The sequence below is a fragment of the Devosia neptuniae genome, assembly GCF_025452235.1.
Taxonomy (GTDB): Bacteria; Pseudomonadota; Alphaproteobacteria; order Rhizobiales; family Devosiaceae; genus Devosia.
The window spans coordinates 1,618,203-1,637,159 of record NZ_CP104965.1 but is presented as its reverse complement, the minus strand read 5'-3'; the positions used below and the strand labels follow the sequence as shown (position 1 = coordinate 1,637,159).

The 18,957-nt window shown below is 63.8% G+C and carries 18 protein-coding genes; 8 read left to right on the top strand and 10 right to left on the bottom strand.

Features of this window, described 5'->3' with window-relative positions:
* Positions 1 to 159: 159 nt before the first annotated feature.
* On the bottom strand, positions 160 to 876 hold the full coding sequence (locus tag N8A98_RS10835; RefSeq protein WP_262171286.1) for a transglycosylase domain-containing protein: 717 nt from the start codon (positions 874 to 876) through the stop codon (positions 160 to 162).
* A gap of 344 nt (positions 877 to 1,220) precedes the next feature.
* Between N8A98_RS10835 and N8A98_RS10830 the strand changes: the two genes are divergently transcribed.
* From N8A98_RS10830 to N8A98_RS10820, 3 genes are read left to right on the top strand one after another with little or no spacing between them, the layout of a single operon-like run.
* On the top strand, positions 1,221 to 2,123 hold the full coding sequence (locus tag N8A98_RS10830; RefSeq protein WP_262171284.1) for a polyprenyl synthetase family protein: 903 nt from the start codon (positions 1,221 to 1,223) through the stop codon (positions 2,121 to 2,123).
* Between the two features lie 3 nt (positions 2,124 to 2,126).
* The gene (locus N8A98_RS10825; RefSeq protein ID WP_262171283.1) at positions 2,127 to 2,759 is read left to right on the top strand and encodes an MOSC domain-containing protein; all 633 of its coding nucleotides are present in this window, start codon (positions 2,127 to 2,129) and stop codon (positions 2,757 to 2,759) included.
* 11 nt (positions 2,760 to 2,770) lie between these two features.
* Entirely contained in the window at positions 2,771 to 3,256 is a 486-nt protein-coding gene (locus N8A98_RS10820) for a YbaK/EbsC family protein (protein ID WP_262171281.1), read from the top strand.
* A gap of 6 nt (positions 3,257 to 3,262) precedes the next feature.
* Here the strand turns inward: N8A98_RS10820 and ispG are convergent, their stop codons facing one another.
* Positions 3,263 to 4,504, bottom strand: a complete 1,242-nt coding sequence (ispG, locus tag N8A98_RS10815) for a flavodoxin-dependent (E)-4-hydroxy-3-methylbut-2-enyl-diphosphate synthase (protein WP_262171950.1) — start codon at positions 4,502 to 4,504, stop codon at positions 3,263 to 3,265.
* A gap of 146 nt (positions 4,505 to 4,650) precedes the next feature.
* Here ispG and N8A98_RS10810 point away from each other — a divergent pair, with 146 nt between their 5' ends.
* Positions 4,651 to 4,965, top strand: a complete 315-nt coding sequence (locus N8A98_RS10810; protein ID WP_113119895.1) for a YkvA family protein — start codon at positions 4,651 to 4,653, stop codon at positions 4,963 to 4,965.
* A 62-nt stretch (positions 4,966 to 5,027) separates the two neighbouring features.
* Positions 5,028 to 5,444 (top strand): EVE domain-containing protein, encoded by a 417-nt coding sequence (locus N8A98_RS10805; protein WP_262171279.1) that lies wholly within the window; start codon positions 5,028 to 5,030, stop codon positions 5,442 to 5,444.
* Position 5,445: 1 nt separating this feature from the next.
* On the opposite strand, the gene pyc is transcribed toward N8A98_RS10805, so the two are convergent.
* Both pyc and N8A98_RS10795 read right to left on the bottom strand, forming a co-directional pair.
* Positions 5,446 to 8,886, bottom strand: a complete 3,441-nt coding sequence (gene pyc, locus N8A98_RS10800; RefSeq protein WP_262171277.1) for a pyruvate carboxylase — start codon at positions 8,884 to 8,886, stop codon at positions 5,446 to 5,448.
* Between the two features lie 107 nt (positions 8,887 to 8,993).
* Entirely contained in the window at positions 8,994 to 9,404 is a 411-nt protein-coding gene (locus tag N8A98_RS10795) for a protein tyrosine phosphatase family protein (protein WP_262171276.1), read from the bottom strand.
* Positions 9,405 to 9,576: 172 nt separating this feature from the next.
* On the opposite strand from N8A98_RS10795, the gene N8A98_RS10790 reads away from it, so the two are divergent.
* Positions 9,577 to 10,389 (top strand): hypothetical protein, encoded by an 813-nt coding sequence (locus tag N8A98_RS10790; RefSeq protein WP_262171274.1) that lies wholly within the window; start codon positions 9,577 to 9,579, stop codon positions 10,387 to 10,389.
* On the opposite strand, the gene N8A98_RS10785 is transcribed toward N8A98_RS10790, so the two are convergent.
* Together N8A98_RS10785 and N8A98_RS10780 are read right to left on the bottom strand one after the other, a co-directional pair.
* A complete protein-coding gene (locus tag N8A98_RS10785) occupies positions 10,386 to 11,891 on the bottom strand; it encodes a putative bifunctional diguanylate cyclase/phosphodiesterase (protein ID WP_262171272.1) in 1,506 nt (501 codons plus the stop codon). The genes N8A98_RS10790 and N8A98_RS10785 overlap by 4 nt on opposite strands.
* Positions 11,892 to 12,104: 213 nt before the next feature.
* The gene (locus N8A98_RS10780; protein WP_262171271.1) at positions 12,105 to 13,127 is read right to left on the bottom strand and encodes a glycine betaine ABC transporter substrate-binding protein; all 1,023 of its coding nucleotides are present in this window, start codon (positions 13,125 to 13,127) and stop codon (positions 12,105 to 12,107) included.
* A gap of 228 nt (positions 13,128 to 13,355) precedes the next feature.
* On the opposite strand from N8A98_RS10780, the gene N8A98_RS10775 reads away from it, so the two are divergent.
* Positions 13,356 to 14,561, top strand: a complete 1,206-nt coding sequence (locus tag N8A98_RS10775) for an ABC transporter substrate-binding protein (protein ID WP_262171269.1) — start codon at positions 13,356 to 13,358, stop codon at positions 14,559 to 14,561.
* A gap of 66 nt (positions 14,562 to 14,627) precedes the next feature.
* Positions 14,628 to 15,215 (top strand): class I SAM-dependent methyltransferase, encoded by a 588-nt coding sequence (locus N8A98_RS10770; protein ID WP_262171268.1) that lies wholly within the window; start codon positions 14,628 to 14,630, stop codon positions 15,213 to 15,215.
* Position 15,216: 1 nt separating this feature from the next.
* On the opposite strand, the gene N8A98_RS10765 is transcribed toward N8A98_RS10770, so the two are convergent.
* The 4 genes from N8A98_RS10765 to N8A98_RS10750 form a co-directional block, all read right to left on the bottom strand.
* Positions 15,217 to 15,888 carry an RES family NAD+ phosphorylase gene (locus tag N8A98_RS10765; RefSeq protein WP_262171266.1) on the bottom strand — a complete coding sequence of 224 codons (672 nt, stop codon included), beginning with the start codon at positions 15,886 to 15,888 and terminating at the stop codon, positions 15,217 to 15,219.
* Positions 15,885 to 16,427, bottom strand: a complete 543-nt coding sequence (locus N8A98_RS10760; protein ID WP_390888834.1) for an MbcA/ParS/Xre antitoxin family protein — start codon at positions 16,425 to 16,427, stop codon at positions 15,885 to 15,887. The genes N8A98_RS10765 and N8A98_RS10760 overlap by 4 nt, the downstream gene beginning before the upstream one ends.
* Positions 16,428 to 16,673: 246 nt before the next feature.
* Complete coding sequence (locus tag N8A98_RS10755; protein ID WP_262171263.1) at positions 16,674 to 17,954, bottom strand: branched-chain amino acid ABC transporter permease; 1,281 nt, start codon at positions 17,952 to 17,954, stop codon at positions 16,674 to 16,676.
* Entirely contained in the window at positions 17,951 to 18,955 is a 1,005-nt protein-coding gene (locus N8A98_RS10750) for a branched-chain amino acid ABC transporter permease (protein ID WP_113119905.1), read from the bottom strand. The genes N8A98_RS10755 and N8A98_RS10750 overlap by 4 nt, the downstream gene beginning before the upstream one ends.
* Positions 18,956 to 18,957 lie beyond the last annotated feature (2 nt).

The following is an 18,957-nucleotide window of genomic DNA, read 5'->3' as shown; positions in this document are numbered from 1 at the left end:
CCATCCACCAGCGCGGTGTCATTCCGGCGCAGGCCGGAATCCATCCTGAAAGCCATCCTCTACCATCGCATGCGTCAGAAGAACACAGCATGGATTCCGGCCTGCGCCGGAATGACCCGGTGGGGGTGGTGGGATTTGGAGATAGTGACATTGTGCCCCTCACAACGCCAGCCGCCCGTCCTCCCCGACGCAACTGGCGCGGTCGCCATATTGCTGGGTCCGGTTCTGCACGATGCCGGCAATGCGCAGCATGCCGCCCGAGGGCCGGCCCGGCTGGCGCAGCATGGGATTGGGCAGGGCCGTGACCAACAGCGTGGCGGTCCGCCAATCCAGGTTCTGCGGCTCGATGCCGAAGGCCCGCTGCGCCCCCGCCGCCACGCCGAATTGGCCTTCAGGGCCCCATTCGGCAATGTTGAGATAGATTTCCATGATCCGGCGTTTGGGCAGCACCAGATCGACATAGAGCGCCAGCGGCACTTCGAGCGCCTTGCGCACCACGCTTTGCCCATTCCAGAGAAACAGATTCCGCGCCACCTGCATGGTGATGGTCGAGGCGCCGCGCGCATCCTCGCCCGCCATATAGCGCTCGACCTCGTCGCGCAGGGCGCCGAGGTCGACACCCCAATGCCGGCAGAATTGGCCATCTTCGGACAGCACTACCGCGGCCTTGAGGCGATCGGAAATCGCCCCGATATCCCGCCATTCCCGCACCACGGGGCGCCCTGTGACATAGCGCTCGAGCATGGGCACCGAGACCGGATCGATGACGAGATAGGCGGGGGTCAAGACCAGCGGAATGGCAATAAGGGCAGCGACCAGCATGCAAAGAGGACGCAGAATGCGCCAGATGCCCTTGGGTTTGCGTGCTCGTGCCATGGACCATTCCATAGCGGCAGCAGCGGGCGGGGCAAAGAGGTGGCGGCGATATTGGTGAAGATGGCCGGGAGCCGCGATCTCATCCCCTCCCCCTTGAGCGGGAGTGCTCGGACTCGTATCACCCACAATGTCATTCCGGCGCAGGCCGGAATCCAGGTCCGTGGTGCCCCGCACCCATCCAGCTTGGGGAGGGCCTTCAGCATGGATCCCGGCCTGCGCCGGGATGACACCGCGTTTTTGAATGTTGCGGCGCAATTCCTCCCCTCAAGGGGGAGGAGGCGGATCGTGGCTCTCGGGCACCGCCCCCCTTGCCGCAGCCGCCCCAAACCGGCTAGCAACGAGCCATGTACGATTTTGCCGCCGACATTGCCGATTGCGCCCTGGCCGTGGAAACCGCGCTTGACCGGCAATTGACGGCCGACCGGCTGAGCGGCCCGGGCCCGGCGGCTGATCGGCTGATCGCCGCCATGCGGCATGGCAGCCTGGGCGGGGGCAAAAGGCTGCGGCCGCTGCTGGTGCGTCAGGCCGCCAATATCTTCAACGTGCCGCCGCATGCCGCGCTGATTGCCGGGCTCGCGGTCGAAATGATCCATTGCTATTCGCTGATCCATGACGACCTGCCCGCCATGGACGATGACGACCTGCGCCGCGGCCGCCCCACCGTGCACAAGGCCTTTGACGAGGCTACGGCGATCCTGGCCGGTGATGCGCTGCTCACCCACGCCTTTGGCCTGCTCGCTTCCCCCGAATGCCATCCCGATCCCATTACCCGCGTGGCGCTGGTGACTGAACTGGTGGCCGGCAGCGGCGCCGGGGGCATGGCCGGGGGGCAGATGCGCGATATCGAGGGCGAGGCGGGCGGCTTTTCCGGCGATGACGTCGCCACCATGCAGGCGATGAAAACCGGTGCGCTGATCCGCGCCAGCGTGCGCATGGGCGCTATTCTGGGTGGAGCCGATCCGCGGGCGCTCTCCGCACTCACCGCCTATGCCGAGGCCGCCGGCCGCGCCTTCCAACTGGCCGACGATATCCTCGACGTCACCGCCACGCCCGAGGCCATGGGCAAGGCAACCGGCAAGGACGAGGCCAAAGGCAAGCAGACCCTGGTCGCCCGCGTCGGTATCGAGGAAGCCCGCGAGCACCTCAAGGCCACCGTCACCTCAGCCCAATCCGCCCTGCGCACCTTCGGCCCCAAGGCCGATGGCCTGCGCGCCACGGCCCGCTATTTCGCCAGCCGGGAAAACTGAGCCATGGCCCAATTGCTCAGCATCAATCTGGGCACAGCCCAGCACATCCCGGGCTATGCCCCGCTGACCGGCATCATCAAGACGCCGGTCGCCACAGCCAATATCGAGCGGCTGGGCCTGGCGGGCGACGCCATTTGCGACCGCAAGCATCACGGCGGCAGCGATCAGGCCATCTATGTCTACTTCGCCGATGACTATCTGTGGTGGGCCGATGAACTCGGCCAATCGATCGCGCCGGGCACCTTTGGCGAGAACCTGACAATTGGGGGGATCGAGGGTCGCGAAGTTGCCATTGGTGATCGCTTCGCCATCGGCCCGGCACTGCTCGAAGTCACCTATCACCGCACGCCCTGCATGACCTTTGCCGCGCGCATGGGCGGCCCGGGCTGGGTCCGCCGCTTCCACCGCGCCAACCGCCCCGGCGCTTATTGCCGGGTGCTGGCGCCGGGCGCGGTCGAAGCGGGCATGGGTGTGGGCTACCAGCCCTATGCCGGCGAGCGCGTCACCGTCAGCGAGTTGATGGCGCTTGATGGCGTCAGGGAAATCGACCCCGCCTTCATGCGCCGGGCACTCGCCACCCCGATCCGCGAAAAGACGCGGTTCAAGTTTGAAACCCGCCTCGCCAGCCTGTTCTGAGAACTTTTGTCATGAGCCTTGCCTCCGTCCAAGCCGACCTTGCTGCCCGCGCGCCTGACCTCATGGTCGAAGTCACCGAGCACTCCACCGCTACCGTGCAATTGGCCGCCCAGGTGCATGGCGTCGAGCCCGGCCAGATCGCCAAGACGCTGTGCATCCGCGTCAATGGCGAGGTGTTGCTGCTGGTCACCCGTGGCGATGCGCGGCTCGACAATCAGAAATCCAAGGCGGCCTTTGGCGGCCGCCCGCGCATGCTGGGCGCCGAGGAGGTCGAGCAATTGACCAGCCACCAAGTCGGCGGCGTCTGCCCCTTCGGGCTGCCGCAGCCTTTGCCGATCTATCTGGATGCTTCGCTCAGGGTCTATGATCTGGTCATCCCCGCCGGCGGCTCCACCCACGCTTCGGTGCGGCTGAGTGTGGAACGACTGGCGGAGCTGTGCGGCGGCAAATGGGTGGATGCGTGCCAGCCGCCGGTCGAAATTGCCGAAGCCGGCTGACCCGGCCTATTCCGCCGCAGTCTTCTGCCCCGTCCCGAATTTACGCTCGATATAATCGGCCACCATGACCTTGAACTGGTCGGCCACATCGGCGCCGCGCAGGGTGGCGACTTTTTCGCCGTCGACAAACACGGGGGCGGCCGGGGTTTCGCCCGTGCCGGGCAGGGAAATGCCGATATTGGCGTGCTTGCTCTCGCCCGGCCCATTGACGATGCAGCCCATCACGGCCACCGACAGGCCCTCGACGCCGGGATAGCGTTCCTTCCATTCGGGCATGGAATGGGAGAGGTGGTCCTGGATGTCCTTGGCCAGCGTCTGGAAGGTGGTGGACGTGGTGCGTCCGCAACCGGGGCAGGCAGCGACCACCGGCAGGAACTGGCGGAAGCCCATGGTCTGCAGCAATTCCTGCGCCACCTTGACCTCGGTGGTGCGATCCCCGCCCGGCTCGGGCGTGAGGGAAATGCGGATCGTGTCGCCAATGCCCTGCTGCAGCAGGATACCCAGGGCGGCCGAGGAGGCCACGACGCCCTTGGTGCCCATGCCGGCCTCGGTCAGCCCCAGATGCAGGGCATAATCGCAGCGCGCCGCCAGGTCCTGATAGACCGCGATCAGGTGCTGGACGTCACTGACCTTGGTGGAAAGGATGATCTTGTCGCGGCCCATGCCCAGCGCTTCGGCACGTTGCGCGCTCAGAAGGGCCGACTGGATGATCGCCTCGCGCTGCACGGCGGAGGCTGAAATCGGCGCCGCCGAAGCCGCGTTCTCGTCCATCAGCTTGGTAAGAAGTTCCTCATCGAGCGAACCCCAGTTCACCCCGATACGGACGGGCTTGTTGTAGCGGTTGGCAATCTCGATCAGCGTCGAAAACTGCGTATCGCGCTTGGCCTTGAAGCCGACATTGCCCGGATTGATGCGATACTTTGCCAGCGCCTCGGCGCAAGCGGGGTGATCGGTCAGCAGCTTGTGGCCGATATAGTGGAAATCGCCTACCAGCGGCACGTCATAGCCCATGAAGGCCAGCCGGTCGCGGATGATCGGCACGGCCGCCGCGGACTCGTCGCGATCGACGGTGATGCGCACGATCTCGGAACCCGCCCGCGCCAGCTGCATCACCTGCTTGACCGTCGCGTCGATATCGGCCGTGTCGGTATTGGTCATGGACTGCACGACCACGGGCGCGCCGCCGCCGACAAGCACCCCGCCGACATCCACACCCACCGATTGCCTGCGTGCCGCCGGACCCGCCATCATTCACCTGTCTAAAGCTGTTGGCCGCAGAAATAAGCCTCCGAGCCTATCTGCGCAATGTTTCTGATTGATGATGGCGAAGACGTGTCGCGATCACAATTGCCGCACCATCTTGAACCCGGCCCCAGGGCAACCATTTAAGGTGCATGTTCAAGCTCCTGACGTCCCGCTTCATCCCGCGCATTATGCTCTTCCGCAAGGAAGCGCTACTGCTGTGGAAGGCGCTGTTCGCGCCGGAAACCCCGCTTCATCTCAAGGCGGCGACGCTGTTCGTTGCCTTCTATCTGGTCAACCCGATCGACATCATTCCCGACTTCATCCCGCTGGCGGGCTGGATGGATGATCTGATCCTGGTGCCGCTCATGGTCAGCTGGATCGTTTCGCGGCTGCCGGTGCCGGTCCGCGCCGATATGCGCGAGCGCAATGACCAGACCATCAATGGCCGGGCGCGGCGGCTTTAGTGGCCACTGCCATTTTCTGACACCCGCTCCTGCTAGATGGCGTCATCGGCAGGAGAATTGGTATGGAACGATACTGGATAGCTGTGGCCTCGGCCGAGCACGCCCGCAAGGGCAAAGCCGGTTTCATGCAGGTCAATCACGGCAAGGCCGCGCCACTGCGCCGGCTCTCGCCCGGCGATGGCGTGATCTATTATTCTCCCACCGAAACTTTCCGCGGCAAGGATAAATTGCAGGCCTTCACGCTGATCGGCCGGGTGCGACCGGGCGACATCTATGCCGGCGAGATGGGCGGCGGGACGGCCTATCGCCGCGACGTGGACTATGTCGAGGCGACCGACGCGCCAGTCGCCCCCTTGCTGGACCAGCTCGAATTCACCCGCGGCCGGACGAACTGGGGTTACCAGATGCGCTTTGGCCTGTTCGAGATCAGTGCCCATGACTTCGGCAGGATTGCCCAAGCCATGGGAGCCAGGATTTAGCCTATTCGAACCGCACCAACAGGTCCTTGGCGTCGATCTGATCGCCCGGCTTGATCAGGAGTTCGGCGATCACGCCATCGATCTCGGCATGAATGGCGGTTTCCATCTTCATGGCTTCGATCGAGCACAGCACGTCGCCGGCAGTGACCGACTGGCCTTCCTTGACGGCGAGGGTCGAGATCACGCCCGGCATGGGTGCGCCGACTTGCTTGGCATCGCCCGACTCGGCCTTGGCCCGCAGCTTGACTTCGCCAACCTTGAGCCGGTCGGGCACGAGGATCGTACGCGGCTGGCCGTTGAGGTCGAAGAACACCCGCACTTCGCCCTTTTCATTGGTGGGCGCGCGGCCGAGATATTGCAGGACCAGCGTCTTGCCCTTCTCGATATCGACCAGCAATTCATCGCCTTCATGCAGGCCATAGAAATAGACCGGGGTGGGCAGCACTTCGGTGGGACCGTAGCGCTCCTGGGTCTTTTCGAAATCGGCATAGACCTTGGGATACATGAGGTATGAGGCGAGCCGGAAATCGTCGATCGGATGCCCGACTTCGTCGGCAATCTTCTTGCGCTCGGCCTCGAGGTCGACATCCTTGAGATAGGAGCCAGGCCGCTCGGTCAGCGGCTTCTTTCCCTTGAGCACCTTCTTTTGCAATTCCTTGGGGAAGCCGCCCGGCGGCTGGCCCAGATCGCCGGCAAAGAAACCGACGACGGAATCGGGGAAGGCGATATCGCGCTTGGGGTCTTCCACATCGGCGCGGGTCAGCCCGGCCGACACCATGGCCAGGGCCATGTCGCCAACCACCTTGGATGAGGGGGTCACCTTGACGATATCGCCGAACATCTGGTTGACGTCGGCATAGGTCTGGGCGACCTCGTGCCAGCGGGTTTCAAGGCCCAGCGAGCGCGCCTGTTCCTTGAGATTGGTGAACTGCCCACCGGGCATTTCGTGCAGATAGACTTCGGACGCCCCGCCCTTGAGATCGCTCTCAAAGGCGCGATATTGCGTGCGCACGGCTTCCCAATAGAAGGAAATCTGGCGAATCGCCTTGGAATCGAGCTCTGGATCGCGCTCGCCACCGGCTAGGGCCGCCACGAGCGAACCCAGCGTCGGCTGGCTGGTCGTGCCGGATAGCGCATCCATGGCCGCGTCGATCGCGTCGACCCCCGCATCCACCGCCGCCAGCACCGTCGCTGCCGCCGCACCCGACGTGTCGTGGGTGTGCAGATGGATCGGCAGATCGGTCTCGTTGCGCAGCGTCGAGATCAGCTTCTTGGCCGCAGCGGGCTTGAGCAGCCCCGCCATGTCCTTGATCCCCAGCACATGCACGCCGGCTTTTTCCAGCTCCTGCGCCAGACCGACATAATATTTGAGATCGTATTTGGAACGGTCGGGATCAAAGAGATCGCCGGTATAGCAGATGACGCCCTCGGCGACCTTGTTGGCCTCAAGCACCGCGTCGAGCGAGACGCGCATGTTCTCGACCCAGTTGAGGCAATCGAAGACGCGGAAAATATCCACCCCGCCCTTGGCCGCCTCGGCGACGAAGAACTTGACCACATTGTCGGGATAATTGGTGTAGCCCACGCCATTGGAGCCACGCAGCAGCATCTGCGTCAGGATATTGGGCGCACCTTCGCGCACCTTGGCCAGCCGTTCCCAGGGGTCCTCATTGAGGAAGCGCATGGAGACGTCGAACGTCGCCCCGCCCCAGCATTCAAGGCTGAACAGGTTCGGCAGACCTCGCGAATAGGCCTGGGCAATGCGCGTAATGTCATAGCTGCGCATGCGGGTGGCGAGCAGGCTTTGATGCGCGTCGCGCATCGTGGTGTCGGTAAACAACACCCGCTTCTGCTTTTTCATCCACTTGGCCAGCGCCGCCGGACCGTTCCGGTCCAGCACCTGCCGGCTGCCGTCAATGGTCGCCAGCGGCGGGAATTCGGGCAATACGGGCGCCGCAGCCTCGGCCGGCGGGCGCGGGCGGTCGCGCACTTCGGGGTGCCCATTGACCGTGACATCGGCAATGTAGCTGAGCAGCTTGGTCGCACGATCCTTGCGCGGCTTGAAGTTGAACAGTTCGGGCGTCGTATCGATGAAGCGCGTCGTATAGCGGTTCTCGACAAAGTCGGGATGGGTGATGATGTTCTCAAGGAACGCCAGATTGGTCGAGACACCCCGAATGCGGAACTCGCGCAGAGCGCGGTGCATGCGGGCAATGGCTTCCTCGGCGGTCGGGGCCCAGCAGGTGACCTTTTCCAGCAGCGGATCATAAAACCGGGTGATCACCGCGCCGGCATAGGCGGTGCCGCCATCGAGCCGCACGCCAAAGCCGGTGGCGCCGCGATAGGCAGTGATGCGGCCATAATCGGGAATGAAATTCTGCTCGGGGTCTTCCGTGGTCACCCGGCACTGAATGGCATTGCCGTTGAGATGGATGTCCTTTTGCAGCGGGACGCCAGATTCGGGTGTGCCGATCACCGCGCCATCGAGCAGGTGGATCTGCGCCTTGACGATATCGATGCCCGTCACTTCCTCGGTGACGGTATGCTCGACCTGGATGCGCGGATTGACCTCGATGAAGTAGAATTTGTCGGTATCGGCATCCATCAGGAATTCGACGGTGCCGGCGCCGCGATAATTGGCGGCGTTGCCCAGCCGTACGGCGGCGTCGGTCAATTCCTTGCGCACCTTGTCGTCGAGATAGGGCGCGGGCGCCCGCTCCACCACTTTCTGGTTGCGCCGCTGCACCGAGCAATCCCGCTCGAACAGATGCACCAGATTGCCGTGATCATCGCCAATCAGCTGCACTTCGACATGGCGCGCCCGCTCGACCAGCTTTTCGAGATACATCTCGTCCTTGCCGAAGGCCGCCTTGGCCTCGCGCTTGCCTTCGGAAACTTCCGAGAGCAGGCTCTTTTCATCCATGATGCGGCGCATGCCGCGCCCGCCACCGCCCCAGCTCGCCTTGAGCATCAGCGGATAGCCGATTTCGGCCGCCAGTTTCTTGATCTCAGCGGGATCGTCCGGCAGCGCCTCGGTGGCCGGCACCACCGGCACCTTGGAGGCGATCGCCATATTGCGCGCGGCGACCTTGTTGCCCAGATCGCGCATGGTCTGCGCCCGCGGGCCGATAAAGATGATGCCGGCATCCTCGCAGGCATCGACGAATTCCGGGCTTTCCGACAATAGGCCATAGCCGGGATGGATCGCATCGGCACCCGAGATGCGGGCAATGCGGATATATTCGTCGATCTGCAGATAGGCCTCGACCGGCCCCTTGCCCTTGCCGATCAGATAGGCCTCGTCCGCCTTGAAACGGTGCAACGCCAGCTTGTCCTCTTCGGCAAAGGCGGCGACCGTCTTGATCCCCAGCTCATTGGCGGCGCGGAACACGCGAATGGCGATTTCGCTGCGGTTGGCGACGAGGATTTTCTTGATTGGCATCGATATAAATTCCGAGCAGGAGGGGGCGTAGGATCGCTGGGAGCGATCCGGCTCAGTCTGGAATGGGCCGGGCCGGTCGCCCGGCCATGCCGCCGAAAAAATACCGTCTAGTCGCGGCTGAGGTGACCGGCCAAATGGCTCATGTCATAGCCGGCCTCGGCCGCCTGGGCGATGATCTCGCCCGCATCCAATTCGCCGGCCTGGCTCAGCGCCCACAGAGTGGTCGAGCGCGTTCCCGAACGGCAGAAGGCAAACACCGGGCCTGTGCTCCCCTCGAGCGCGGCCTTGGTCGCCTCGACCATGGCGGGGGAAACCCCTTCACGGCCCAGTGGAATAGCATAATAGGCCAGCCCAGCCGCCTTGGCGGCCGCCTCGATTGCGGCGCCATCCGGCTGATCGGGCGATTCGCCTTCGGGGCGATTATTGATGATCGTGGTAAAGCCCTGGGCCTTGAGCGCTGCTATGTCTTCAGGCTGGATTTGCCCGGAAACACTGATGTGATCATTTATGCGCTTCAAATCCAACTGCTTGCTCCCCGCTGCACCGAACTGGCTGGTACGCCGTTATATCGCTTCGCCACCACTAGACGCAACTACGACAGAAGGCTAGCTGTCGCCAGCCTGTCATGCGCACTGCTGCCTTGCAGTTGACGCGCCGGGTGCGTTCAAACCGATAAAGCGGATTTCGCTCATGACCGATCTCGCCTCCGCCTTCCCCACCCGACCGCTCAAGCTGCGCAAGACCGGCATCGTGCCCGGCATCTTCTCCTATCTAGGCGGGCTCATGTTCCTGGGCATTGCCGGCTTCATCGCCGTCTGGCAGGCGCCCGGCATCTACAATGACATCATCATCTCGCAGAACCCGGTGGTGGTCTACGATTCCACGGTGGAGGACGGCCATTGCACCACCCGCCGCTTCGTCTTCACCGATTGCGAGGCGCATGTGACCTATAGTGTCAAAGGCAAGACCTTCGAGCGCGATATCGAATTGATGTTCGTCGATTTCGGCACCAAGGATTATGAGGTCGAAGTCGTCCGCTCCGCCGACAAGCCGCAGATCGTCGGCCTCAGCCTGGGGCTCGACATGCTGTGGAACCGCATCATTGTCGGCGCGGCCTTCGTGCTGGGCCTGGGCGCGCTCGGCGCCGCTTTGTTCTTCAAGGGCGCCCGGGCCGACCGGGTGCGGGCAATGGCCCGCAAGGCGTTGCCGCTGACCCCGATTCCGGTCAATGTGGTGGCTATATCCAATGTGGTGGGCGCCAAGGCCGTGGCCTACATCATTCCCCGCCCCGGCAAGAAACCCGGCCCCAATATCGCCTCGCGCATTGGGCGCAAGCAGGACCTGTTCTGGCTCAACGGCGATGGCCAGGCCCTGGCGGTGCTCCACGCCGGCAGCAAGCACCCGATCCTGCTCGATGCGGAACTGACGCGGCTGGATTTGACCGAGGAAGAGCGCCGCAAGATCGAAGCGGCGCGCGATGGTGTTGAACCAGCAGCCAATTAAGCCGCGCTGGCCCGCCGTTCGCGCACCAGGGCGGCGGGTCGGCCCAAGAGGAACCCTTGCAGGCCGGTGACGCCGGCCAGCTTGAGCTTGGCCAATTGCTCCTGGGTCTCGACGCCTTCGGCAATCACTTCGACCGGCAGCGAGCGGGCGATGTCGCAGATCGCCGAGACGATCATCGCATCGATCCGGCTATCGGCCAGATTGGCCACATAGGTGCGGTCGATCTTGATGATGTCGAAGGCAAAGCCGCGCAGATATTGCAGGCTTGCATGCCCGGCCCCGAAATCGTCGATGGCGATGCGCACGCCCATGGCGCGCAGGGCCTCGAGGTTCGCCATGGCCACCCCGCCGGCATTGAGCGGCACGGTCTCGGTGATTTCGACGATGATCCGCCGCGGATCGGTTGCGGTTTCCATCAGCACGGCGGCAAAGCGGGCAGCATAATCGGCATGGCGCAATTGGGCCGGCGACACATTGACCGCTACCGAGTCACTGCCCAGGGCGGGCAGGTCCGCACAGGCGCGCCGCAGCACCCAATCGCCCAGCCGGTCGATCAGGTCGCTCTCCTCGGCAATGCCCACGAACTGGCCGGGCGGGATCATGCCACGCACCTTGTGCCGCCAGCGCACCAGGGCTTCGTGCGATTTGATGGTCATCGTCGCCGCCGAAAACACCGGCTGGTAATGCAGCTCCAGCTCATCCATCAGCAAAGCCGCGCGCAATTCGCGCTCGATGAAGCGCCGATGCCGCTCGTCGCCCAGCATGTCGGCATCGAAGGCCACCACCGTGCGGCGGCCCGCCTTCTTGCCCTTATACAGCGCCAGATCGGCCTTGGAGATGAGATCGACGACGTCAATCGCATCGGCCGGCGCCAGGGCGATGCCCACCGAAGCCGATAGCCGCACCGGGCGCCCGCCAATGGTCACGGGCTTGTCGAGCTGGCGCAGCAATTCCTCGGCCAGCCGGCGCAAGGCGGCGCGATTGTCATGGCCAATAATAGCAATGCCGAATTCATCGCCCCCCAGCCGCCCGATAATGGCGCCCGGCATCAGCTTGCCCAGCGTACGCGCCAGATGCACCAAAGCCGCGTCGCCGGCGCCATGCCCGGCGCTGTCATTGAGCAGCTTGAGATTATCCATATCGAGCTGCATATAGCCCACGGCGCTTTCGGAGCCGTGATAGACCTCGCCGCCCAGCACCTGCAGGAAATGCGAGCGCGTGAACACCCCGGTCAGGGCATCGCGCTGCACCGAATCCATCGCCTCGCGATTGGCCAGCAGCGCCGCCGCCACCCCGCCGCGCAGGCGACGATAGCCCAGCCACAACAGTCCGATCAGCACCGAGCCGCCCGCCAGCACCGCCAGCGGCAGGGTGAGCGAACCCAGCCCGCCCCACATGGCCCACAGGCTTGCCAGCACGAGCCCGGCAATCACCAATGCCGCGCCCAGCGCCATGCTGCTATAGCTGTCGATAATGGCTTTGAGATTGGGATCGCGGCGCATGCTCTACCAGAGGGATATGGGCGCATCAGCCGGCCCCATTGCACCATCTTATCGGCGACAAGGCATGAATATCTTCTAAAGAACTCGATAAAATTCGTTTGTTACCAGCCACTTACCGGAAACAAAATGGCGGAAACTATCGAGCTGATGTGACAGTCTGACAACGAACCGCCGCCGCGGACATGGCCTTTGCAGAGCAGGGTAAATGCCCTGTTACGGCGCGTCATTCCCCACCCATTGACGCCAGATATCGCCGCGTTCGGAAACGAAGCGATCGGCTACCCCTTCGATGGTCGCGCCCGGCAGGTTGAGCTGGGCCAATAGGCCATTCATCTCAGCCAGTGGCAGGGAACTGCGCTGGAAATAGCCGGCAATGGTGGGGATGTCGGTAAACACCCATTCGGCTAGCGCCGTCACCACCGTCTCCGGCGCAAAGGCCGACGGCGCGGGACTGGGGCAGGACAGGCTCGCCAGGCACTTGGCATTGGCCTCATTGTAGGGACCCATATCGAGCGGCCGGAAACCAAATTGCGCCAGCACCGCATTGGGCTGCCAGTAGTAGAAAACGATAGCCTCCTGCCGGCTCACGGCCTCCCCGATCAGCGTGTCCATTTCGAACCGATTTGCCGGCTCGACAATCTCGACCAGATTGCCCAGCCCGTAGGCCCGCACCAGATTGCGATTGATCAATGCGCAGGCCCAATCGGGCGGGCAGGAGACGAAGCGCACTTTGGTCCCGCCATTGAGCGTGGGTAGCGCCGCAGCCAGCGCGGCGGCACTGGCCAATTCGGGGTGCGCCCCCGCCACATAATCGGGAATGAACCAGCCCTCGAAATTGGCTTCGGCATAGCTGGGGGCGGCAGGCCGCACCATCTGCGCCTCGATGGCCGGGTTCCACAATTCGGCGATCCGGTTGATCCACATTTCGGGCGCTACGGCGGGCTGGCCGGTCGAACCCATGGACGAGCCGGTCGCCGCCAGATCGCCGGGGATGACCTTGATCTCGCAGCCGAACTGGGCGGCCAAGATCCGCGCATGAATTTCGGCCAGCAATGCCGCCGAGGGCCAGCTCATGCGCGCAATGGCCAACGGCTGGGTGCCACAGACCGGGGGCGGTGGCGGGGGAGCGACCCCGACATTGTCCTGCGCCTGATCGAGCACGCTCACCTGTGCCGCGACTGGCGCCGCAAGCAGCATCAGGCTCAGCAGCGCCCCTCCAAGCCGACGAAAAATCATGCCGCCCTCACCGCATAAGGCCTCAATCTATCCAAAAACCATCCGCGTTAAGCAACAGTCACAAGGCCCGGTTTTGCCAATCAATACAAGGTGACTCCGAATTTCCAATATGCAACAGTCCTGGCTTGGCGGGGCGCACGTGGCGCCCCCGAAGACGTGTCGTTCCGCGTGCAAGACTGGCGCCGTGCAAGGGCCGCACCAGCGGGACGACCATTGAGAGGGACCTAGATGAACATTCTGACCAAGACCCTGACCCTGGCAGTTGCTGCCTCGACCCTTGCGGTCGCCGCACCGGCCATCGCGCAGGACACCGGAGCCACTATCGGCTTCATCGGCGGCTTTACCGGCCCCATTGAATCGCTGACCCCACCGATCTTTGCCGGCGCCGAGCTGGTGGTGAAGCAGGTCAACGAGCAGGGCGGCATTCTGGGCGGCGAGCTCAAGCTGATCTCGGCCGACGGCGCCTGCGACGCGACCGCTGCGGCCGCTGCTGCCGACAAGGTCATCAATTCCGACAATGTGACGGCCGTGGTCGGTGCACTGTGCACCGGCGAAACCATCGGCGCCTTCAATGGCTCGGGCAAGTCGGGCAATGTGGTCTTCATCTCGCCGGCCTCTTCGGCCCCGGCCCTGACCACGCTGGACGACAATGACCTCGTCTATCGCACCACCCCCTCGGATGCGCTGCAGGGCGTCAAGCTGGCTGACCTGCTGCTCGCCAAGGGCGTCAAGGACATTGCCATTACCTATGTCAACAATGACTATGGCAAGGGCTTCGCCGACGCGCTCTCGGCTGCCTACACCGCCGGCGGCGGTACCGTGGCGGCCAATCTCGCCCATGAAGAAGGCAAGGCCGATTACCGCGCCGAACTGGGCAATCTGGTCGCGTCGCAGAACCTGGTCATCCTGGCCTATGCCAATGCTTCGGGTAACACCGTGCTGCGCCAGGCCGTCGAGTCCGGCAATTTCACCACCTATGTCGGCGGTGACGGCATGGTCGGCGATGACCTGCTGACCGGTATCGACGCTGCCGCCGTCGAGGGCCTGATCGCCACCCGCGCCGGCGCGCCGGCAGGCACTGCCACCACCACCTATGTCGATCTGGCCAATGCTGCCGGCATCGAAGCCAACGCGACCTATGCCCCCCAGGCCTATGACGCGGCATTCCTGTTGGCTCTCGCCATCGAAAAGAATGGCTCGGCCGACCGCGAAGGCCTCTCGGCCGCTCTGCGTGACGTTGCTTCCGCTCCCGGCGAAAAGATCCTGCCCGGCGAATGGACCAAGGCAGTCGAATTGATCAAGGCCGGCACTGACATCGACTATGACGGCGCCGGCGGCCCGCTCGATTTCGACGCAGCCGGTGACGTTGACGGCATTATCGTCGAACTGGCTGTCGAAGGCGGCAAGTTCGTCGAAAAGGGCGAAATCCAGTAATTTCGCCAGCAATGAAATAATGAAAGCCCGGGAGCGATCCCGGGCTTTTTTATGCCGGAGGCAATCATGGCCGATGACAACACATTGCGGTTCTACGCTGAAAACGCCGCGACCTATGTACGGCACCAGCGGCGTATTGGCCGGCATCTAGCGGACTTTCTCGCCGCGCTCCCAGTGGGTGCTAAAATTCTCGAATTGGGGGCCGGCGGCGGCGATGACGCGGCCCATATGCTGGCGCATGGCTTCGACATTCACCCCACCGATGCCTCGCGCGAACTGGCGGCGGAGGCGAGCCGCCATATCGGCCGGCCGGTACAGGTGATGCGGTTTGACGAACTCGATGCGGCCGCGCTCTATGATGGCGTGTGGGCCAGCGCCTCACTGCTGCATGCCCCGGCCACCGAATTGACTGGCAATCTCACCCAAATCCACCGCGCCCTGAAACCGGGCGGGCTCTTCGTGGCCAGCTTCAAGGCGGGTCATGGCGAAGGCCGCGACCAGTTCGGCCGCTATTACAATTATCCCAGCGCGGAAACCCTGCTCGCCCATTACCGCGCCGCCGCAGCATGGACCGAGCTCGAGCTGACCGAGGAAGACGGCACCGGTTACGACGCCCTGCCCACCCGCTGGCTCTGGGTCAGTGCGCGACGCTGAGCTATTCGCTCAGCCGCCGCACCTGAACCGTCGAAACCTCCGCGCTAACACCGACATCCAGATGCTCGCCCTGCACCACGTCGAGCACTTTGGAGGGGCGGTAGGCCACGACATTGGCGCCGTCCTTGTGGCGCAGGCTGTCATAGACCAGGCCATCGCCGCCCCCGGCGCGCTCGGCCTCGCCGAAGGCTTGGCTCACGGCATAATCCGTGCCGTCATAAAGCGCGGGCCGTTCGGCCTGTTGGCCGCGCAGGTCGAGATAGTCGCCTTGCAGCCGGCAATGATAGGTCCGATAGGTCCGCGTCATCGCCGGGACGTCGCGGGCGACCAATTCGCGGCGCAGATGATGGGCCACTTCTGCCACCGCAGTGTTGATGGCCGCGGCGGCGTACCAGGCGCCCAGGTCAGGCCCGGCAAAGCGGGTGCCGCCCGGCGGGGCGTGCAGGAACGCGGCCATGATGATGCTCGAATTGGTTCGCCCGAACGCCCATTCGCTCTCAGGCAGGCGACGCAGCCGTTCGCTCACCAGCCGGTCATTGGTCCAGCCAGCGAGGTCCATCACCGCTTCGAGGTCTGCCGGCGTGCTCACCGTGTCGAACAGGCCGATAGGCGGAAATTGCGAGGGGATCAGGCGATAGCACGGCCGCGGCGCCGCAATGCGCTGCTCGGTCATTGCCAGACAATGGCCTCGTCGCCCAGCGGCGCAAAATCCTGATCGGCTCGGTTGGGCGGCATATAGAGCCCGCCGCGTGCTGCGTCGAGAAAGCGCCGCACCAGCAGCAGGCCATCCTGCGATCCGCTGGTGATCAGCGCCAATGGCGGCTGGCCGCCAAAGACCGGGGCGGCATGGGGTCCGCGCAGCCAGGCCAGCGCCTCGGCCTGATTGGCAAACAACACGCCCAGCGCCTGATGAATGCCCAGCACAGCCGAAATCCGCGTCAGCACATCGGCATCGAGCAGCAGGCTTTCCTGCGCCCGCGCCTGCTTTATCCAGAGGTAATAGGTCGAGCGCGCCGGATAGCCGAGCACCAGCCGGCGCTGTTCTTCATTGAGCTGCCATAGATCGGCAATAGCGAGAAAACTGCGCAGTCCCGGCCCGCTCAGGCGACGCCGATTTTGCGGCAGGAAGCGCGCTGCATCCAGCAGATCGGGGCCGGGCGCCACCGGCTGTTGCGATATGATACGGGCGATGCGGGCCATGTGCGTCTCCAGTCTGCTGGAGGAAGATATAGTCCAGTTTTAGACAAAGTGCAATATTGGACGCGCGCAATCCACGTACTCCTGCCGGGTCATTCCGGCGCAGGCCGGAATCCATGCTGTGAGATCGCCGTGTGTGGAGGACCTTCAGCCTGGATCCCGGCCTGCGCCGGGATGACATTGTGGAGGTGGACGTGCTGCGCCCGAAAACGGAAATCCCCGCTTTCGCGGGGATCACACAACTTGGGAATGCGCGGGAAATCAGCCCTCCCGCCGCACGACTTCCGGGATCAGGCCCTTGGGCGCAAACCGTAGCGCAATGGTGATCACCAGGCCCAGCACGAAGACCCGCATCTGCGCGGAGCGGGCTTCGATATCGGGGATGGCGCCCCAGCCGGCCGTGCTCGACCAATAGGAGATGAAATCGAACACCGCCTTGGCCAGCGGCTCGGAGATGACCCAGATCAGCCAGATCAATACCGCCCCGAACACCGCGCCCCAATTATTGCCGGCGCCGCCCACGATTACCATGACCCAGATCAGGAAGGTGTGGTTGATCGGCTGATAGCTGGAGGGATCGAAAATCTGCACGAAGCTGACCAGCATGGCGCCGCCAATGCCCATCAGCACCGAGCCGAAGACGAAAATTTCCAGCTGTCGCGCGGTGACATTCTTGCCCATCGAGGCCGAGGCGATGTGATTGTCGCGAATGGCCCGCATCATGCGGCCCCAGGGCCCGGCATAGGCGCGCGAGATCAAGAGGATCGCGATGGCCAAGACGGCGATGGCCAGCAACAGGAAACCGCCGCGCGCCAGGAGCAGCGCCGGCTGCCCGCCGCCCGCATAAGCATCGGGCAATGGCACCGGCCAGGGAATGGGCGAGACGGTCAGCGTGCCGCGGGTCAGCCAATCCATATTCTTGATCAGCGCCCGGATAATCTCGGAAATGCCGATCGTGGCGATGGCCAGATAGTCGGTGCGCAGGCCCAGGCTGATCTTGCCGACGAAATAGGCGATGGCCGCCGCCAAGACGCCGCCGAACAGCCAGCCCAGCACGGGATGGCCGCCCAGCCCGCCGACCCATTTGCCGCCGGCATCGGATTCGATATAGGCGGCGGCCGGATCAATCTGGCTGCGATAGACGCAATAGGCCACAAACCAGGCGATGACCGTCAGCACGGTCTTCCACTTGCCTGATATCCCCACGCGATGGCTCTGCCGCGCCGCCAGCACCAGCAGCGCCCCGGCGAAAAAGGCCAGCAATGCCCGGCCCAGCATCCACGGGCCATCGGCGCCCCAGAATTGCGGATTGACCGGATAGGAAATGAAGGTGACGGCAAAGCCGCCCACCATCAGGAAACCCATAATGCCGAAATTGAACAGCCCGCCATAACCCCATTGCAGGTTGAGCCCCAGCGCGATCAGCGCGTAGGCGGCAGCTTCCACAAGGCGCGAGGAGGTGAAGGGCAGACCCATCACCCAGCCGATCACCAGGATCAGCCCGAACAGTCCAGCAAAGAGCGTGAGGGAACGCTGGATCATGACGAGGCTCCCTTGAAGATACCCGTGGGCCGCACCAACAATGTGACCACCAGGATGACGAAGGCCACGGTGAGCTTGTATTCGGTGGGCACCAAAGCCAGCGTGGCCGGCAATTGCAGCCATTCGGGCAGGATCGCGTTGAGCGGGCGCAGCACCATGGTCCAGTTGAACACGGCCAGCGATTCGGCAAAGCCGATCAGCAGGCCCCCGGCAATGGCGCCATAGGCCTGGCCCAACCCGCCTACAATGGCGGCGGCAAAGATCGGGATGATGATGTTGAAGGCCAGATCGGGCTTGAGCGTCACATCCAGCGCCAGCATGGTGCCGGCCATGCAGCCCAGCGCCCCGGCAATGATCCAGGTCACCCGCACCACCAGCGCCGTATTGATGCCCGACACTTGCGCCAGGTCAGCATTATCAGCCATGGCCCGCATCGCCTTGCCCAGCCGCGAGCGGGTGAGGAAGAGATGTAGCGCAATCACCGACAATGCCGTGACCACGATCATCAGCAATTGCGGCTCGGTGATCACCAACGGCCGGGTCGAGCCGAGAAAGGCCAGATCGACGCGGAACACGTCCTTGGTTTCATGCTCGAAGAAGGAATAGGAACCGGCGCCGAAAAACAGGCGGATCAGGCCCTGCACCATCAGCGTTACGCCGATCGAGGCAATCAGCAGCGTCACGGGCTTGGCCCCACGCTTGCGCAGCGGCGCATAAAATCCCTTGTCGATGCCCAGCGCGAAAATTGCCGAGAGCACCATGGCGATGGGCAGAACCACGAAGCCCATGGGAATGGGGGCGGTAATGCCCCAGGCAGCAAAGGCGCCGGCCAACAGGAAGGCAAAGAACGCGCCCGAGGTCATCAGCTCGGAATGGGCAAAATGGGCAAAGCGCAGAATGCCGAAGACCAGCGTGATGCCGACCGCGCCCAGCGCATAGATGCAACCCAGCACCGCGCCGGAAATGACGACCTGGTTGATGAAGAAAATGAGTTCGGTCATGT